This is a genomic window from Burkholderia sp. L27(2015) (genome assembly GCF_009765705.1).
Classification (GTDB): domain Bacteria; phylum Pseudomonadota; class Gammaproteobacteria; order Burkholderiales; family Burkholderiaceae; genus LMUX01.
Map to the genome: position 1 here is coordinate 692,233 of NZ_LMUX01000016.1, position 17,431 is coordinate 709,663.

Here is a 17,431-nt window from a genome sequence, read left to right on the forward strand (position 1 = left end):
CCGGTGTCGGCTGGCCTCGCTAATCGAGTGTTGCGAGCAACGCCGATTTATCGAAGCGCCAAGCGACCGGTGCCTGTGCAACCGCGCTGCGCAACGCCGCGAGAAAATGCCCGCGGGGAATTTCGCAACCACCCAGCGACGCCAGATGCGCGGTGTTTTGCTGGCAGTCTATCATTTCCACGCCATGCCGTCGCGCGTGGCCGACCAGTGCGGCGAGGGCAATTTTCGACGCATCGGTGCGCAGCGCGAACATCGATTCACCGAACATCATCGCGCCAATTCCGACCCCGTAAAGTCCGCCGACTCGCTCGCCCCGGTGCCACGTTTCGACACTGTGCGCGTAGCCCGCCGCATGCAGTGCGCTATACCCGGCGATCACATCGGCGGTGATCCAGGTGCCCGTTTGTGTGTTGCGGGAAACGTTCGCACACGCACGCATCACGTCGGCGAAACCGGCGTCGACGCGAATTTCCCAGTCGGGGTCGCGCAGCACGCGCCGCAGTGTTTTGCGTAGAGAAACGGAAATTTTGAACGTGTCGGGCCGCAGCACCATGCGTGGGTCGGGGCTCCACCACAGCACTGGCTGGCCGTCCGAATACCATGGGAAAATGCCGTTGCGATAGGCGTTCAATAAACGCGGCAGCGCTAGGTCGGCGCTCGCGGCAAGCAGTCCATTGGCGCCGCTGTTGACGCCCAGCGCGCGTTCTACCGGTGGAAACGGCGCGTCGCGATCCAGCCAGGTGATCATGGCGCGAGGCCCGCCGTGGCCGCGGGCTTGGCCCTGGCCTTATCCTGAGCCTGCATCTTCGGCTGCACTCGAGTGGGCACTTTAGCGGGCAATTTAGCCGGCACCGCAGTCTGCAGCGCAGTTTGCACCTTAATGTGCACCCTGGCCCGCCGCACGCAAGGGCCGCATGACGTCGCCAGTGTGCATGCCGTAATGGCCTTTCTCGCGATCGGCAAAATAAAAGCGCAGCGTTTGCGCCGTGGTGGCGAAGGCCAATTCGTCCCAAGGAATCTCGGCTTCGGTGAACATGCGGACCTCCAGGCTTTCTTCGCCCGCAGCGAAGTCCAGGTCGAGCAGCCGGGCTCGATAAAACAGATGCACTTGATTGACGTGAGGGACGTTGAGCAGCGAGAACAAGGCTTGCAACTCGATGCGCGCGCCGGCTTCTTCCAGGGTTTCGCGCATCGCGCCTTGCGCGGTTGTTTCGCCCAGCTCCATGAAGCCTGCCGGCAGCGTCCAGAAACCGTGCCGCGGCTCGATCGCGCGGCGGCAGAGCAGAACCTGATCCTGCCACACCGGAATCGTGCCCACGACGTTACGCGGGTTTTCGTAGTGAATCGTGCCGCATGCGTTGCAGACGAACCGTTCCCGGCTGTCTCCCGGAGGGATCTGCAGACTAACCGGATGGGCGCAAACGGAACAATATTTCATCGGGCAGAGGAACCAAAGACAGGGGACCGGAAACGGCTGACGGCTGGAATCGATCGCAGAAGTGTAACATCGCCGGTGCTCTCCAACCCAGTGCTTCAACGCGCTGGTGCCTTGTGCAATACCAGCAGGCAATAACGCATCGAACCCGTTCGGTACGCGACCAGCAACCTGAACAAGGTCACGATAAACACCCGATTCGAGGCGCGGCGATCGAACAGATAACGCAGATAGGCCGCGTCGGTGCAGACTTTGCCGGCCAGGCGCCGCAGACAGATGGCCCAGGTCTTGCGCACTTGTACACTCAAATCCGTCACGCTCGCCACAGTGAAGCCGCTGTGTTGCGCGAACCGGCGATAGTCTTGCTCGTCGCCCATGCTGGGCAGGCGGCCCTCGCGGCAGATCGGTTCGAGCAGATGACGCACTTCCCACGGCTGCGGCTGGTCGCAGGCGAGCCATGCGTATATCGCCAGCATGCCCCCCGGTTTGAGCACTCGATAGGCCTGGTCGAAAAACGCCTGCTTGTCGAGCATATGCTCCGAGCTTTCGATCGCGTAGGCACGCTCGAAGCTCGCGTGCGCAAACGGGTTGCTCAACCAATCGTGGCATTGGATCGTCACACTGCCGTGCGCCACGGTGTGCCGCGCCGCATGGCTGGCTTGTGCTTGGGATACCGTCAAGCCGTCGACGTCGACTTGATGCAGTTCGGCCAAGCGTCGTGCCGTTGCGCCGTAGCCGCAACCGATATCGCAAACGCGCATCCCGGGCGTCAACTGCAGGCGCGCGCAGAGTAGATCGACCAGTGCGTTAGCCGCTTCGCTGGGCGTCTCGTTGCCACTTTCCCAGTAACCGTGATGAACGTGTTCGCCCCAGATCTCGCGATAGAACGGATCGAGCTCGTCGTAATGCCGTGCCACGGCTGCGGTCGTTTGAGCTTGCTTGGGGAGGATCATCGTAGTGGGTTCGTAGTGGGCCTTTCAAGGCGCTGAGCTTTGAAGTGCAGAGCTTCGCAGCAGCGCACGCGGCGACACGCGGGTGAGCGAGGCGGCCAGTTGTAGGCTAGCGGGCCAGTGCTGGGCCAGGCGCATCAACAACCGTTGCCCGGTGGGGCGGCGCGCGAGCCGATAGAGCGCCATCGCACGGCCGATCTGGCCGCCGAGGTCGCGCTCGATGCGCTGGTGATAGGCCAAGGGGCCGCGGTGTTCGAGATAGGCCTGCGTGGCCAGTGCCGCGCTATGCAGCGCGATCGACATACCGTCGCCCGAAAACGAATGAATCACGCCAGCCTGATCGCCCAATCGATAGAGTTCGGCTGGCGCGTCCACGCGCGGCCGGTGTACGTAGCCGTAAGGCACCCGATAGATCGACAGCGCTTTGTCGAGCAACGCACGCGCACCGTCCAGGCGCGCTCGCAAGTGCGGGCTCACGGCCAGCAACGCCGCAAGCAGGCCGTCCCACTGGGCGCCATGCGCTTGCAGCCAATCGCGTTCGGCGAGCAGGCACAGGTTGGCGCGCCCGTTCTCGACCAGTTGCAAGCCCGCATACCCATGTTCGAACATGACGACTTCGACGTGGTGCTGCAAGGCACGCGTTTGCTCGGGCGATAGCGCGAAGTAGGTCTTGAAGCCGACCAAATCCTCGGGCGGCGAACGCAGTTCGCGTTTGAGTGTGCGCACGTCGTGCTTGCCGGTGGCGAGAAACAGCGTGGGCGCATATTCGGTGGCGTGACCAGCGAGCTCGATTCGCCAGCACCGCGTGTCGCAGCGAGCAGGGCGTGTCGTGCCGGGTGCGTCTTGGCCTTCGAGTTCGCTCGTGCTGACGCGCGTCGCCGAAATAATCTGTTGCCCGCGCCGGACTTGCGCACCGCATTGCTCGGCGCGTCTGAGCAGCGCGGCGTCGAGCACGCGGCGTGACAGCCCCAAGCCTCTAAACGGAAGCGTGACTGCGACACTGCGTCCCGCCCGCACTAACCGCAGGTGCGTGATCGGATGGGCACCGAGCGCGAGTGGATCGAGCCCAAGCCGGCCCAGATAGTGCTGCGCTTCGGCGCTTAAAAATTCCCCGCAAATTTTGTCACCGGTTTCACTCTCACGTTCGAGCAGCAGCACCGATTTACCGTTTTGAGCCAGCCAGCAGGCCGCCGCCGCGCCTGCCAGACCGCCACCTGCGATCAAGACGCGCGCCTGCGTGGGGGGCGAATTCGGGTTCGAAGCGTCGTTCGAAACCGGATTCAAAGCATGGTCCAAAGCATGATCCGAAGCGCAGCCTGACGCGCGTTTCATTTCAGACGTCCCACGCACAGCCGGAACGGGACATGCCAGCGGATTTCGGCCTGCACGCCCGCGCGGGCCAACAGCGCTTGCCATTCGTCATGCCTGAAGCTGCGTGCGATCGAAACGGTGCCGTCATAGCGCACAATGCGGTGCCAACCGGCAAGCGTCGCCAGGATCCGAAACCCATAGTACGGCACCGCGTGCCGGTGCAAATCGGCGATATACCAGCCGCGCTGAGCATAACGCTCCAGCCACTGCAGAAACGTCAGCACCTGAGCATCGCTCAAGTGATGAGTAAATTGCGAACTCACGATAAAGTCGGGTCGCGGCTCAGGCACGTCGGCGAACACGTCGCCGGTGCGATAGGTAATCGGCATCTGCTGCGGGGTGACCGCGCGCGCAGCCAGCGCACTCGCCGGATTCATGTCCAGCCCCTGCAATACCACGCGCCGGCCGCGGTGGTGCGCCCAAAGGTAGATCGTGCGCAGCAAGTCGCCATGGCCGCACGCAACGTCGAGGATAGTCACCGGCGTGTCCAGCGGCAGGCCCTTGACCGCTCGATCCAGCCATTTGAGCGTGGGTCGGTGCGTCAATGTCAGCCGGTTGACCTTCTCGAGATCGGCGAGGCAGCGCTCGTAGTCGGCGCGGCTGACCCCGGGGCCATCCATCAGCTCATCGCGTGTGCTGCGTTCGGATAGATCGGTCATCTCAAGCCGCCATGCGAAAGCGCATGGTCTCAGCGACCATGCCGGGCCCGAACGCCATCGCTATGCCGCGTTTGCCCGCCGTGGCTTGCGTGGCGGCTGCGGTTCCGGGGGGTAGGGTGTCTCCAGCACGCGCTATCTTGCTCGGGCTCCACGCATCACGCAACATGCGCTGCAGCACGAACATCACCGTGGCGGATGACATATTGCCGTAATCGTGCAGCACCTCGCGCGAAGTTCGCAGGGCACCGGGCGGCAGCGCCAGCCCGAGTTCGACCGCATCGAGCACGGTGCGCCCTCCTGCATGGACCGCCCATAAATCAAACTCGGCGGCTTGCGCGCCGCGCAGCAAACCGCCCGGGTCGTCATTGCGTTGCTCGCTGCGCAGCGCCTGGGCGATGCGCCCCGGCACGCGCCCCGACAAATACATCCGAAAGCCTTGGTCGCCAATTTGCCAGGTGATCAGATCGGCGCTATCCGGTATCACCTGGGCTCGGAAGTCGTCCAACGCAATGCCGGATGCGTCGGCCGTGACCAGGGCGGCCGAGGCGCCGTCGCCGAACAACAGGAACGAGAGCACCTGCTCCAGGTCCGATGTTTCCTGCAGATGCAGCGTGCACAACTCCAGGTTGACGACGAGTACGCGCGCCGCAGGGTCCGAGCGCACTGCGTGATGTGCTGCGCGCAGCGCGGGCAGTGCAGCCGAACATCCCATGAAGCCGATCAACGTGCGTTCGACATCGGCCCGCAAACCGAGCCGTTGCGCGAGCTGCAAGTCCAGCCCGGGCGCGGAGAAACCGGTGCACGACGCCACGACCAGATGGGTCACGCGCGCAAGGTCGGCGCCCAATTCCAGCGCCGCGACCGCACGTTGCGCAAGCGGCAGCGCCTGGCTTTCGTACAGCGCCATGCGTGTCGCGGTGCCGGGGAAATCGCCACGTCGATAAAAGCCGGTCGAGTCGATTTCGCCAGCCTCCAGATTGCCCGCCCGCAAACACGAATAGCGATGTGTAATGCCGGCCCGCTCGGCCATGCGGTCGAACACCGTGCGGGTTTTCTCGTCGGCGAGCAACGTGCGTGCGAGCGCAATAAACGGTAGATGAATATCGTGATCGGGCACGGCGGTACCGATCCCGTTGATGTAGGCCAGACTCTTATGCGTCAAACTCATGCCACGCTCCGTAAAGCCAATACCGCATTCAGGCCGCCAAATGCAAACGAATTGGAAAGTGCGACCGCGATAGGCATGACTCGCGCCTGATTAGGCACACAGTCGATCGCGCATTCCGGGTCCGCTTCGCGAAAACCGATGGTGGGTGCAATCACGCCGTCGCGCAGCGAGAGTACCGTCGCGAGCGCTTCCAGCGCGCCGCCAGCATTCAGGCAATGGCCAAGCATCGACTTGGTCGATGAGACTGCCAGTCGTTGTGTATGGGCGTCGAACACCTGCATCAACGCCGCTGTTTCGGTGCGGTCGTTCAACCGTGTGCCGGTGCCATGCGCGTTGATATAGTCCACCTGCTCGGGCCTCAGGCCCGCGTCGGCGAGCGCTGCCTCGATGGCTTGAGCGGCGCCGGCCGCGTCGGGCGCCGTCATGTCGGCGGCGTCCGCGCTCATGCCGAAGCCGACCATTTCGCCGTGGATCGTCGCGCCGCGCTCTAGCGCATGCTGCCACTCCTCGAGCACAAAAATCGCCGCGCCTTCGCCGATCACGAGTCCCGTGCGGTCTTTGGAAAATGGCCGGCACGCGTCGGGACTCAGCACCCGCAGTGCGTCCCAGCCTTTCATAAATCCGACCGTGATCGAAGCGTCGCTGCCGCCCGACACGACCAGGTCGAGCATGCCGCTGCGTATCATCTGGAAGCTCAGACCCAGCGCGTGAGTCGAGGATGCACATGCCGAAGCCGTCGCGAAACAAGGGCCGCGCAAACCGAATTCGATCGACACGTGGCTCGCGGGCGCATTGGGCATGATGCGTGGCACCGTCAGCGGATGCAGCCGGTTCGAGCCTTCGCCATACAGTGTCTGGTAGGCGCTATCGAAAGTCTCGATGCCGATGCCTGCGCCCAAGATCGCGCCGCAGCGCTGAGGGGCATAGCCCGCTACGGCAAGACCATCGGGAAGCGCCTCCCGCATGGCCTCGCGCGCGGCGACCAACGCGAGTTGCGACGTGCGATCCAGCATCGGTAAGCGCCGCGCATCGAAATGGGCGCTTGCATCGAAACCGATGACTTCGGCAGCATTCTTGGCGTTCAGCCGCGCCGACGTAATGTTGGCGATCGGGCGGATCCCACATTCGCCGGCCTGCAGGGCGCGCCACAAGGTCGGTACGTCATGGCCGAGCGCCGCGATCGCACCCAGACCAGTGATGGCCACCCGCCGCGGATTGTTGTTCAACTAGATCCCCGCCGCGGCCGCGCCGGGCGCATTTTGGGCGGCTCGGTCGAGCACCGAGATAACGTGGCGCACCAGCGCGCCGACCGTGACGAATTCCGCATCGGTGTCGCCGGCCACCATCGGGATCTCGATCTTGAAGTGCGATTCGATTTCGAATACCGCCATGGTCAGATCCAGCGAGGCGATGCCAAGATCGTCAGTGCGCACATCGAGGCGTAAATTGGCGCGCTCGATGCGGGTTTCCTTCGCGACGATATCGAGAATGGTGTTCACTCGCGGATCTTCATCGGCGTGCGGCGCGCCGGTATTATCGGCGAGTACATCGAGTGCGCTCATAAGCGATCCTGGTAAAAGGCCGAAATCACCGGTCTTTGTGTTTGAACAGCGTACTAGAAATGTTATACAGGAAGAGTCCCACGCACGCCGGAAGTTCCGCTGGACGGGGCTTCGCGGGGCTATCGCATGATTCAGGATGGCTACACGTCACGGTTTCATGCAGCAAATACGGGGGCTTGCGCTGTGTTACGAAATATCACATCGGCGCACCGGGTTTATCTCAAAATTCCACGCCAGGTTGGACCATGAAAGATGCATGAAGGGCATGTTTCCGTGTGTTTTCTTTTCGCCTTCACCAAAAAACGGCAGAATGGACCCGTTTGCAGGTCTGTCGTGGATCTGTTTGCAGCCGCGTTTGTGGCCCTGTTTGTGATTCTGTCAGGCACGGGCTGCGCCCACGCGCGAACACGGCCGGTGAAGTTCATCGGCTGAGATTTTTATCAAGTACGAATTTTTCCTGAGGAGTTTTAAAATGAGTCTGCTCGGTAATCTAGCTTCTCTGGTCGGCGGCGACATCGATCCGACCCAGCATCCCGCCGGCGCCAAAGTAATGGAGTTCATCAACCAGCAACCGGGTGGTTTGGACGGGCTGGTGACGCGCTTTCACGAGCAAGGTCTGGGCGAGATCGTCAATTCCTGGGTGGGCTCGGGTCAAAATCTGCCGATTTCGGCCGACCAAGTCAAAAGCGTGCTTGGCGACGACGGCCTGGAGAGCATGGCCGCGAAACTGGGCTTGCCCGCTGGGATGGTGAACGAACTTGCGGCCAAATTTCTTCCGCAATTGATCGACAACGCGACACCGGACGGCACGGTGCCGCCGCAAAACTAAGTGCCGCAGCTCAACACTATGACCGACTACCTTCCGGCAATTGAAATTGAAACCGCACCGAACCCGACGTTCTCGGTGATTTGGATGCATGGCCTGGGCGCCGATGGCAACGATTTCGTGCCCGTGGTGCCGCATCTGGGCCTGCCGGCCGGCCTGGGCATCCGCTTTATCTTTCCGCACGCGCCGGCTATTCCCGTGACCTGGAACAACGGCTATGTCATGCCGGCCTGGTACGACATCGTGTCGATCGATCGCAACGCGCGCAGTGCCGACGAGGTCGGCCTGCGTCGATCACGCGATGCGGTACGCCAGTTGATCGCGCGCGAAAACGAACGCGGCGTGCCGACCGAGCGCATTGTCGTTGCGGGTTTTTCGCAGGGCGGCGCGATGGCTTATACGGTGGCTTTAACGCACCCGCAGCGCTTAGCCGGCGTACTGGCGCTGTCCACCTATATTCCGTCTCTCAGCCTGATCGAAACGGAGTTCAGCGAGGTCAACCGGACTACGCCGATATTCGCCGCGCACGGCACCGACGATGAGGTGCTGCCGATACAGCTCGGCGAACTGGCTCGCGATACGTTGCTGGACAAGGGATGCTCGCTGACTTGGCATGTCTACCCGATGCCGCATAGCGTGTGCATGGACGAAATTGCGGACATCGGCGCGTGGCTGCGCGAGACGCTGGGTGCGCCGGGCTGAGGTGGCACATGAAGTGACGCATTGAGGCGCGGCGCTTAGGTGCGGCGTTTGGATGCCGAATTGGGTGCCGCGTTTGAGTGCAGTGTGCCGCCAACGCGTTTTTTGTGAACCCGGTAAGATATTCGAACCACTTCACAACAACGGAGTTGAACGATGAGCAATCAGGCGAACATCGAAGCATTCGAAGCGCAATTGAAGGCAGCAGGGTGCCAACAAATACTCGATCGGGTCTATGGTCCGAACGAATTCGTTGGGTTGCACGCACACGACTTCTCGGCACGGGCTATCGTGACCGAGGGCGAGGTGGTCATTTCGTGTAACGAGGTGGCCAAGCGATATCAGGCCGGCGATATCTTTGAAATCGCCGCGGGCCAGCCGCATACCGAACAGTATGGACCGCTCGGTGCGACTTATCGGGTTGGCCGGATGTTTGCCTGAAGTCCTGCCGGAACGCGTCGCGTTTTCGATTGAAATGTTGCTTGATGTGTCCAATGCGGTGCCAACTGTGGTGTGCATTGCGGCGCCCGCCGCGGGGCTGGACGACTGCTGTCGTTGAGCCTCGCGGTGGCGAGTCGAGTGTGCTTGCGCGGGCGCGGTCAGAACCGCAGTGCAGCTCTGACACCCGCTTCTATGGTGTTATTGCGCGGCTCCACAGCTTGTTCCGTGAAGTGGAATCCGTCTTGCACCACGTTCAAGGTGGCAACGTCGGATTGATGGACGCTCCAATACGTGAAATATGGTCCGATCGACCAATGGCGCGTTTCATACATTGAACTTACCCGCAATGCATAACCGCTGCGTTGACTATTGTTGGCGTCATCGGATTGGGTTATCCCATCGTGACCGACCAAGTCGCTAAGCGACGATTTCTGATGCCCGTACACCAGGTAATCGAACTCGAAAGTGCTGGTCAGCCGGTCCGAGGGCGAAGTCAAATGCATCCGGTGAATGATGCCGACCGGAACGTAAAAATACTGGCTCTGCCTGTTGTATCCGATCGATCCGGTCTGACTGATACCCGTTAGATTGTCTTCCAAATACCGATATCCAAACCCCGTGAACATCGAGAGATCGAAGTTGCTCCTGTTCATGTCGTAGCCGATCAGTGCACGCGCCTCATAATAGAAATTCGGATCGGTTTGTGTTCCAGATGCCGACGCATAGTGGACCGGACCATTGGAGTATTTCAATTCAGCGCGTACAAAGGCGTTGTTCTTAAAATGATAGGTGCCGCTGTAATCGATCGCGCCTCGTGCGCCTTGTTCCCTTACCCCGAAGTCGGGTTCCTGATACTTGTAAAACGACGCCGAAACGCCGATTTCACTGCCGGTACGCGTCCCCAGGTTCATAACACCCTGCTCGGTGATGCGCCGGTTGGACAGAAACGGCATGTCGTCCGCGAACGCCGACGTGGTGACACAAGCGATAGCCAGGCAGGCAGCGAGTTTTTTGGGGTTCATGGAGATCGAAGGGCTGACGGTTTGTGTAACCTTTCATTTTTATAACAAGAGGAGCCCTGCGATAGAAAACCGGTAGCTAATTTCGCAGCGACGTCACGGCTCATATCGACGGTGGATTCTACCGGCGAATTAAATTCAAGAGAAACGGATGCAAACGGCAGTTGTTATTTAGCCGCAGAAACAAATATTTAACGATTCGAACGGTGCTGAATATGAGAAACGGAAAAGACGTTAAAAATCAATTGATTGAGAAATTCTCATTAATCGCGCATCCAGAGGGCGGCTTCTTTCGAGAAACCTACCGCTGCCGCGAAACGATTACACGCGCCGCTTTGGGCACTCAACGCAGTGCCTCGACCGCGATCTATTACCTGTTGTGCGATGGCGCTTATTCTGCATGGCATCGAATTCGTTCGGATGAGATATGGCATTTCTATGCAGGCAGCCCGCTCGATGTGCATGTATTGGAGCTGGGCGGGCGGCGCACTACGCATCGATTAGGCAATGCGATCGAACGCAGCGACACGGTATTTCAAGCCGTGGTGCCTGCAGGGGCTTGGTTTGCCGCCGAATGTATCGATCCGCAAGGCTACGCGCTGGCCGGATGCACGGTTGCGCCCGGGTTTGAATTCAGCGAGTTCGAGTTGGCCGAGACAGCCGCCTTGCTGGCTCAGTATCCCGACGAGGCCGAGTTGATCCAGCGACTTGGCAGACCCAGCGCGAAGGTTTGATTAGCGAGGACGTTTGACTGCCGCCGGCGCGACTATCGTACCGTAGCAATCGGCACGCGCTGTGCGGTGGAGGGGCGAGCTCAGTCGTTCTCAAGCGCGCGGCTGACGAATTCCAGGCGGTCTTGACCGAAAAAAAGTTCGCCGCCCACGACAAAAGTCGGACAGCCGAAAGCGCCGGCGCGCACCGCTTCATCGGTATTGGCCTTGAGTCGTTCCTTGACCTCGGCAGAGCCGATCCGTTCCTTGAAGTCTTCGGCGTCGAAACCCGCTGCGGTGAGCATGGCCGCGAGGATTGCGGGATCGCCGAGATTTTGCGGCTTCTCCCACATGGCAGAAAACACGGCATTGATATAGGTCGCGAATTTATCCGTGTTTTCATAGGCAGCGGCGCCGCGCTGCAGGGCCAGCGTATTGATCGGAAAGGCAGCGTTGTACTCATACTCGACGCCCCACTTGTCGGCCCACAGCGCTATATCGCGAAACATCCAAGCCGCCTTGGCCGGAATCTCGCCGGGCGCACCGTTGCCCGTTGCCTTGAAGATGCCGCCGAGCAGTACCGGTTTCCAGACCACCACAGCACCGCGCTCGCGTGCGAGGCGCGGCAAAACGCGCGAGGCCAAGTAGGAAGTCGGGCTGCCCACATCAAAATAGAAAATAACTGTTTTGCTCACGATGACTCTCCGAGTGCATAAAGGGCTTTACCTCGGGGCTTTGCCCCGGGTTCTACCTCGAGTTTTACCATTGCTCCAGATACGGACGTAAATCCATTTCAAAGGTCCAGGCGGTCCTGGGCTGCCGGTGCAAGTGCCAATAGTTTTCCGCGATATGAGCGGGATTCAAGATGCCGTCGACTTCCTTGAGCTTGTAACGCTCAGGGAACAGGTTTTTGATGAATTCGGTGTCAATCGCGCCGTCAATCACGATATGCGCCACGTGTATCCCTTGGGGGCCAAGCTCTCGAGCCATGCTTTGTGCAAGCGCCCTGAGGCCATGTTTCGCGCCGGCAAAAGCGGCGAAGTTCGCAGCGCCCCGAGTGCTTGCGGTCGCGCCGGTAAAGAGGATCGTGCCGTGGCCCCGCGTGAGCATGAATTTCGCAGCCTCGCGGCCCGCGAGGAAGCCGCTCATGCAGCCCATTTCCCAGACTTTGAAATATTTCTGCGCAGAGGTTTCGGTGATGCTGAATTGCACGTTGGCACCGATGTTGAATACCATGACTTCGATCGGGCCGACGTCTTTTTCGATCGTGGCGTAGAGCGCCTTGACCTGTTCTTCCTTGCGTGCATCCGCGCCATAGGCGATGGCCTTGCCGCCTTCGGCTTCGATTGCTGCGACCAACGGCGCGAGCTTTTCCACGTCTCGCCTGACCACGCACGCGATGTAACCTTCCCTGGCGAAGCGCCGGGCAATTGCGCTGCCCAACGCGTCTCCGGCGCCGATGATTAGCGCGACTTTCTGTCCCATGGTGGTTCTCCTGTCTGTGGTCTACACACGAGACCCTGGAGTAAGTCGGCGCAAACAGGGGTGAACGCTCTCGCGATCGTTCGCTTCTTGCCACCCGATTCGATGTGCCGAATTCTTTTAAGTTAAAGTTATCGTAACAATTGAATTGAAGCTACAGCAGACGCGACACTTGCGTCAAGTGATTTTGGTTTGGGAGGAGAAGCAGGCAAGCAGGCAAGCAGGCAAGCAGGGCGGCGGAGAATCACAATGAATCTCTCAGCAAAGCCCAGGGCATCGCCTTACCCGAATAGACCGAGGGGTACCGCGGTGCAGCTTAAGCTGGCTCTTTCACCTTGGTCGAGCGCGTGCGCTTGTTTTGCGCCCGCTTCATGGTTTCCTCGTCCCACGGCACAAATACCTCGGAGAGCTTGATACTTTTCAGTGACAGGCGTGCCTTCTTTTCGATGTCGCCGCGCAAGTCCTGGAGCACGTTGTGAACGCTGCAGTGATCTGCCCAATTGGAAAACGGATTTTGCACCGAGAAAAAGAGCATTTCCTCATCGCCGATCGCATCGTAGATATCGAGGAAGGTGATTTTCGTCGCGGGCCGCGCGAGCAATACGCCGCCGCCGCCGCCGCGCGCTGAGGTCAACAGCCCTGCCTTGACTAACTGGGAGACGATCTGTCGTGCGCGCGCCGCGTGTGTGTCTACCCACTTAGCGATAGTCGCGGTAGAAAGCATGCGCGGTTGATGGGCGCCGATAAAAGACATGATGTAGCACGCAGTAACGAATTTTGTCGACTTCACGATGTGTGCTTCCAGTGGATGCGAATTGGCGGGTCAAACGCAGGGCAATATCCTCCAGTTTACTTCAACGCATCACGACGTTCCATTGCCCGCGCATCACTCACGCACTCAAGGCCGGCTTGCGGGCGATGATCGCTTAAGGCCGCTCGGGGAGCGTTTCTCGAACTGAAATCGTTGCGACTGTCCAAGAATGCAAGCTGAAATGTGTCACCACGATGCCGTCTCGCGCCCTTTGCGCAGCGCCAGAATCGCGTGCCGTTCGGCGAAATAAAAGGTGATGTGGGGTGGCACAGCGTATAGTGGTGTTACTACTACGTTTCTAGGACCCGCCATGTTTTCCGTTCACCCGCTTTTATATAAAGATTTCGAAGTTCATCCGCTAGTGTTTTTGCGTAAATTCAGCAAGGCTGATGGCCATAAGAAACACGCGGAAGGCTATGACGTTGCTGTGCGCGTTTGCCGTCCAGGCGTTCCCGGTGGGGCAGAAGGCAGCCGTGTATTCCGTCCGGAGCAGACCGCAACGTTTCCCGATTTCGGTGTAGCCAAGCGTAGCGCAAGCCAGTATGGCGAAGACATCATCGACGGTAAAATTGCGGGTGCTTCCGTCAAAGATCTTTAATTTCGATGGTGTAGGCGAAAGAATTCCCACATCAACGCGCTTGCGTTCGGCCCTTGTGCCGAGTTGAAAGGGAGCGCCGGGTCGCCGCCGCTCCACCCGTGCTTGAGGCCCGCTACGCGGCACGCGCGCACGATGACGCGTTTTCCCGCTCGGTAGTCGCGTTCAATGACCTTCGAGTGGGCGCCGCTCACTTGCATTTTTACCGCACCGGCAAGCTTGCCATCTTGAGCAAGCGCGCCGTTCAGTTGCAGGCACTGCATTTCGAGTTGATCCCCGTTCACCTGCGCGACGACGTCGTCCGCATCGCCATGCACGATTAGTGCAGGCATGCCTGGGTACACGGCGCCATCGAGCGCGCCGCGGATCAGTTCGACAGGATCGCGCCGCGCGCCACGGTGCATGACGCCCACGGCGCTCACTGCGGTGCGTGCCTCGCCAAACGTTACACCCGAGTGCAAGCCTATTGCCGCGAACAGCATCGGATAGCGTATCGCGAGCAACATTGCCATCCCTGCGCCGGCCGACAAGCCTGCTACATAAACGCGGGAGGCGTCGAGCCGATGTTCGCCCACTATCGCGCGCACCAGTGCGGCAATCGATGCGGCTTCTTTTGCGCCGGCGCCAGGCGCTTCGTCATACCACCGCCAGCAGCGATGTGCCTGCGCATGCTTCGTTTGTTCCGGATACAGCACCGCGTAGTCGTTGCGATCGGCCAGCAGATTCATTCCCGTGCCTTGGGCAAAATCCTCGATGTTCTGGTTGCAGCCATGCAGCATGACGACGAGGGCGCGCGCGTCGGCAGCGTCGGCTGCCTGTGCCGCGTCTACCTTTAGGTCGCGCGGCAAATACAGCCCATAGGCCATATGGTTGATCAGTTCCTTGCCAACCGGCGGCGCTGAAAAAAATGAGCGCGTCCATGTGCCTTGCGCGCGTACGCGCGCGCGCCGACTGGGCACTTCGCCTGAACGGGGCCGGGGCCCAATCGCAGTGCTCATCGATGACCGCGTCGTCGTGACCCTTGTCGTGACTTTTTTCGTGACCCTTGCCGTCGTCCTTGGCGTTGCCTTCGTCTTCGTCGCTTTTGCAGTCTTTGCTGCCGCGGTTGTTGCAGTTGTTGCCGTTGCCATGGCCTTTGCCGCGGCTTTTGCGTTTTTCCTCGCTGCAGCGGCCGCCTGAGCGGTCGCTTTCAACGCGGCTCTGTTGGCCGCGCTCGCTTCCTTCTTACGTCGCTGAACAAGTTGGCTGGCTTGATCGCGCTGAATCTTCATCAGGCGTTTCACACCGCGCAGCCAAATGCTGCCGAAGCTCTTGGGCATGAGGGATGCACTCCATGTCATTTTCTGCGGGGGGAGAAGGCGTATCGATGCCAGCTTCGCGTGGCTTTTTCGAGAGAGAGCGCCGGGGTATTCTTTGATCAGGCACGGAGCCGACAAATACGGAATCCGTGGCGTGGCCAGGCATTAATCCGATGTTAGCGAGGGAACTTCATGATCGATCATACGGGTGTCGTCGTCAGCGACTTCGAGAAGAGCAAACGGTTCTACAGCGCGGCGTTAGCGCCCATCGGCATAGAACTGCTGGTTGAATTCTCTGCTGCGGTGACGGGCCACACCGATGTCGCCGGTTATGGAGAGGCGCCCAAACCGGAGTTCTGGATTGCCCGAGGCAGTCCAAATACGCCGCCTTTGCACGTGGCGTTTCGGGTCGCCAGCAGAACGCTGGTCGATGCCTTCCATCGGGCAGCGCTCCAAGCGGGAGGCACGGACAACGGGGCACCGGGTCTACGGCTGCATTACCACCCGAACTACTACGGTGCTTTTGTGCTGGATCCGGATGGCCATAACGTGGAAGTGGTCTGCCACGAAGCCCGGACGCTGGCTTAGTCGCAACGCCCGAAAAAATCGGTCGGCGACCTCCAAAAAAAACTTATTCCACCCGTTTTCGAGCACCGTCAGGCCGCGGACTTAACCGCCACCGAGGCGACTCGTTACACATTTTTACAATTGTTTTGTAATTGTTACCATCCCATCGAGCAATGTCCCGGGGTCGAATATGACAGCGGGAAGCCCGTTTGGGGCAAATGAAACCAGTCATCTTGGGCCGTATCGTCCGCGTAGTTTTGCTGCTGCGACTGGTCGGAGTAGGGTTGCAGATCTGTCTCTTTTTCTAGCGAAGCTGCGCTTAGCATGTCTGTCTCCTTGCGATCGGGCTGCCGCATCGGCAACCCTGATAAACAATAGAGCAGGATTCATACCTGAAACATACGCAAGCAAATGTAAGCGACTGCTTAGCGATGCGCATGGTGATCTTTTCGCACAGTCGCCGCAGCTCCGCGCGGGTGTTACGCGGGCGGAGCAGAAACCGGGGTCGGATTGGAAGGGGATGGGTTCAGCTGGGCAGATGAAGTCGGCGGAGTTGATGAAATCGGTGACGTCGGTGACGTCGGTGAAGGCGGTGGCGGCGAAGTTGGCGAAGTCGGATTTTGCGCCGGCGACGCATCAGGTGGAGCGTTCTCGCGTGTCTCCGGCAACGCGACCCAGACGAGCAGGACAGCGAGCGCCCCGCACACCGCCAATCCGATAAACGCGACGGTATTCCCAAAGCGATCGGCTGCAAAGCCCGCCGCCGTGGTGCTGAGCGTGGCGCCCAGGCCAGCCGCCAATCCGAAGAAACCGAGGCACAGGTTGTAACGCCCCTTGCCGCCGGCAACGTCAGCGGCAATCAGCGGCAGCATCACCCCGAACACTGCGGCGCTCAAGCCATCCAGAAGCTGTATCGGCACCAGCAGGTAGGGGCTGCTGATCCCTGCAAATAGCAGCGCGCGCAGAGGCAGTGCGGCGAATCCGAGCAACAGGATAGGGCGTCTGCCGCGGCGTTCGGCCGAGCTCCCGACCCACGGCGACAGCCAGGCCACTACGGCCTGCGGCACGATGATGCAGGCCGCGATGACAAGTTGAACGTTGTCGCCCATATGGCCGGTGACTTCACCGGCAGCCAAATTGAGCATCGCGGCGTTCGACAAATGGAACAGCACGATACAGCCGGCGAACACCAGCAACCGTTTGTCGCGCAGCAGCTCTATCAGGTCCGCGCGCTGGCTGGGGGGAGCCGGCCCCCGCAACGTAATGGGCTTGCTCGGCACCAGCGGCGCCGCGCGCTCGATCATGCTCAGCGCCACCAGCGACGGCACCGCGAGCGCAGCGGTCAGCCAGAATACCGAACTCACCGATACATATTGCCCGCATACCCCCATCAACGCGGCCGCCACGGCGCTGCCGATCGATGCCCAGCGCGCATTGCGTCCCAGGCGCGTGCCCAGCTCATGGCGTCCAACCAGCGCCAGCGTGATCGCGGCCATTGCCGGACCGAGCATGCAACTGGCGAAGCCATGGAACAATTCGGCAGACAGGACCGGCAGATAGCTGGGGCTCGCCCCCAGCAGCACCGCGCAGAAGATAATCGCGCCGATCGCCGAAGCCGCTGCCGCGTGTTTGTTGCGCATCGTATCGATGAGCGCGCCGGCGGGGATCTGGCTCACCATCGCCGTGATGGTCCCCACGCTCAGTACCAGGCCGATTTGACCTTGCGTCCATTTGTTGGACGCCAGATAAACCGCAATAAAAGGTCCGAAGCCGGTTTGCACGTTCGCGACGAAGAAATTCATCCAGTCGAGCGCGCGTAGACTTCTTGCTGTAGCCAT

Annotated in this window: 22 protein-coding genes; 7 read left to right on the top strand and 15 right to left on the bottom strand. The window is 60.4% G+C overall.

Features of this window, described 5'->3' with window-relative positions; all coding sequences use genetic code 11:
• Positions 1 to 19: 19 nt before the first annotated feature.
• The 8 genes from aat to GSQ77_RS11035 all read right to left on the bottom strand — a co-directional run bounded on the left by aat (position 20) and on the right by GSQ77_RS11035 (position 7,145).
• A complete protein-coding gene (gene aat / locus GSQ77_RS11000; RefSeq protein ID WP_158901908.1) occupies positions 20 to 748 on the bottom strand; it encodes a leucyl/phenylalanyl-tRNA--protein transferase in 729 nt (242 codons plus the stop codon).
• A 129-nt stretch (positions 749 to 877) separates the two neighbouring features.
• Positions 878 to 1,438: an NUDIX hydrolase gene (locus tag GSQ77_RS11005; RefSeq protein WP_158901910.1), complete on the bottom strand. Its 561-nt coding sequence runs from the start codon at positions 1,436 to 1,438 to the stop codon at positions 878 to 880.
• 95 nt (positions 1,439 to 1,533) lie between these two features.
• On the bottom strand, positions 1,534 to 2,388 hold the full coding sequence (locus GSQ77_RS11010) for a cyclopropane-fatty-acyl-phospholipid synthase family protein (RefSeq protein WP_158901912.1): 855 nt from the start codon (positions 2,386 to 2,388) through the stop codon (positions 1,534 to 1,536).
• 24 nt (positions 2,389 to 2,412) lie between these two features.
• A complete protein-coding gene (locus tag GSQ77_RS11015; RefSeq protein ID WP_216854879.1) occupies positions 2,413 to 3,681 on the bottom strand; it encodes an NAD(P)/FAD-dependent oxidoreductase in 1,269 nt (422 codons plus the stop codon).
• 32 nt (positions 3,682 to 3,713) lie between these two features.
• A complete protein-coding gene (locus GSQ77_RS11020; protein ID WP_158901916.1) occupies positions 3,714 to 4,415 on the bottom strand; it encodes a methyltransferase domain-containing protein in 702 nt (233 codons plus the stop codon).
• A gap of 1 nt (position 4,416) precedes the next feature.
• Positions 4,417 to 5,583 (bottom strand): type III polyketide synthase, encoded by a 1,167-nt coding sequence (locus GSQ77_RS11025; protein WP_158901918.1) that lies wholly within the window; start codon positions 5,581 to 5,583, stop codon positions 4,417 to 4,419.
• A complete protein-coding gene (locus tag GSQ77_RS11030) occupies positions 5,580 to 6,809 on the bottom strand; it encodes a beta-ketoacyl synthase (protein ID WP_158901920.1) in 1,230 nt (409 codons plus the stop codon). Before GSQ77_RS11030 ends, GSQ77_RS11025 begins: the two co-directional genes overlap by 4 nt.
• Entirely contained in the window at positions 6,810 to 7,145 is a 336-nt protein-coding gene (locus GSQ77_RS11035) for an acyl carrier protein (protein WP_158901922.1), read from the bottom strand.
• 472 nt (positions 7,146 to 7,617) lie between these two features.
• On the opposite strand from GSQ77_RS11035, the gene GSQ77_RS11040 reads away from it, so the two are divergent.
• The 3 genes from GSQ77_RS11040 (at position 7,618) to GSQ77_RS11050 (ending at position 9,111) form a co-directional block, all read left to right on the top strand.
• Positions 7,618 to 7,974, top strand: coding sequence for a YidB family protein (locus GSQ77_RS11040; RefSeq protein WP_158901924.1), 357 nt, complete (start codon positions 7,618 to 7,620; stop codon positions 7,972 to 7,974).
• Positions 7,975 to 7,992: 18 nt separating this feature from the next.
• Entirely contained in the window at positions 7,993 to 8,673 is a 681-nt protein-coding gene (locus GSQ77_RS11045; protein ID WP_158901926.1) for an alpha/beta hydrolase, read from the top strand.
• Between the two features lie 153 nt (positions 8,674 to 8,826).
• Entirely contained in the window at positions 8,827 to 9,111 is a 285-nt protein-coding gene (locus GSQ77_RS11050) for a cupin domain-containing protein (RefSeq protein WP_158901928.1), read from the top strand.
• A 158-nt stretch (positions 9,112 to 9,269) separates the two neighbouring features.
• Here the strand turns inward: GSQ77_RS11050 and GSQ77_RS11055 are convergent, their stop codons facing one another.
• Entirely contained in the window at positions 9,270 to 10,133 is an 864-nt protein-coding gene (locus GSQ77_RS11055) for a hypothetical protein (protein WP_158901930.1), read from the bottom strand.
• 212 nt (positions 10,134 to 10,345) lie between these two features.
• Here GSQ77_RS11055 and GSQ77_RS11060 point away from each other — a divergent pair, with 212 nt between their 5' ends.
• The gene (locus GSQ77_RS11060) at positions 10,346 to 10,864 is read left to right on the top strand and encodes a cupin domain-containing protein (RefSeq protein WP_158901932.1); all 519 of its coding nucleotides are present in this window, start codon (positions 10,346 to 10,348) and stop codon (positions 10,862 to 10,864) included.
• Positions 10,865 to 10,944: 80 nt separating this feature from the next.
• Here the strand turns inward: GSQ77_RS11060 and GSQ77_RS11065 are convergent, their stop codons facing one another.
• The 3 genes from GSQ77_RS11065 to GSQ77_RS11075 form a co-directional block, all read right to left on the bottom strand.
• On the bottom strand, positions 10,945 to 11,535 hold the full coding sequence (locus tag GSQ77_RS11065) for a 2-hydroxychromene-2-carboxylate isomerase (protein ID WP_158901934.1): 591 nt from the start codon (positions 11,533 to 11,535) through the stop codon (positions 10,945 to 10,947).
• Positions 11,536 to 11,599: 64 nt separating this feature from the next.
• Positions 11,600 to 12,325, bottom strand: a complete 726-nt coding sequence (locus GSQ77_RS11070) for an SDR family oxidoreductase (RefSeq protein WP_158901936.1) — start codon at positions 12,323 to 12,325, stop codon at positions 11,600 to 11,602.
• Positions 12,326 to 12,638: 313 nt separating this feature from the next.
• Positions 12,639 to 13,112 (bottom strand): Rrf2 family transcriptional regulator, encoded by a 474-nt coding sequence (locus tag GSQ77_RS11075; protein ID WP_158901938.1) that lies wholly within the window; start codon positions 13,110 to 13,112, stop codon positions 12,639 to 12,641.
• Between the two features lie 331 nt (positions 13,113 to 13,443).
• On the opposite strand from GSQ77_RS11075, the gene GSQ77_RS11080 reads away from it, so the two are divergent.
• The gene (locus GSQ77_RS11080) at positions 13,444 to 13,731 is read left to right on the top strand and encodes a hypothetical protein (RefSeq protein ID WP_158901940.1); all 288 of its coding nucleotides are present in this window, start codon (positions 13,444 to 13,446) and stop codon (positions 13,729 to 13,731) included.
• Here GSQ77_RS11080 and GSQ77_RS11085 read toward each other — a convergent pair.
• A complete protein-coding gene (locus GSQ77_RS11085) occupies positions 13,728 to 14,726 on the bottom strand; it encodes a PHB depolymerase family esterase (RefSeq protein ID WP_158901942.1) in 999 nt (332 codons plus the stop codon). The two genes, GSQ77_RS11080 and GSQ77_RS11085, sit on opposite strands and share 4 nt — an antisense overlap.
• On the opposite strand from GSQ77_RS11085, the gene GSQ77_RS11090 reads away from it, so the two are divergent.
• Together GSQ77_RS11090 and GSQ77_RS11095 are read left to right on the top strand one after the other, a co-directional pair.
• Positions 14,719 to 14,907 carry a hypothetical protein gene (locus tag GSQ77_RS11090; protein WP_158901944.1) on the top strand — a complete coding sequence of 63 codons (189 nt, stop codon included), beginning with the start codon at positions 14,719 to 14,721 and terminating at the stop codon, positions 14,905 to 14,907. The two genes, GSQ77_RS11085 and GSQ77_RS11090, sit on opposite strands and share 8 nt — an antisense overlap.
• A gap of 311 nt (positions 14,908 to 15,218) precedes the next feature.
• Positions 15,219 to 15,614 (top strand): VOC family protein, encoded by a 396-nt coding sequence (locus tag GSQ77_RS11095; RefSeq protein ID WP_158901946.1) that lies wholly within the window; start codon positions 15,219 to 15,221, stop codon positions 15,612 to 15,614.
• A gap of 134 nt (positions 15,615 to 15,748) precedes the next feature.
• On the opposite strand, the gene GSQ77_RS11100 is transcribed toward GSQ77_RS11095, so the two are convergent.
• On the bottom strand, positions 15,749 to 15,919 hold the full coding sequence (locus tag GSQ77_RS11100) for a hypothetical protein (protein ID WP_158901948.1): 171 nt from the start codon (positions 15,917 to 15,919) through the stop codon (positions 15,749 to 15,751).
• A gap of 153 nt (positions 15,920 to 16,072) precedes the next feature.
• Positions 16,073 to 17,431 (bottom strand): MFS transporter, encoded by a 1,359-nt coding sequence (locus tag GSQ77_RS11105; protein WP_158901950.1) that lies wholly within the window; start codon positions 17,429 to 17,431, stop codon positions 16,073 to 16,075.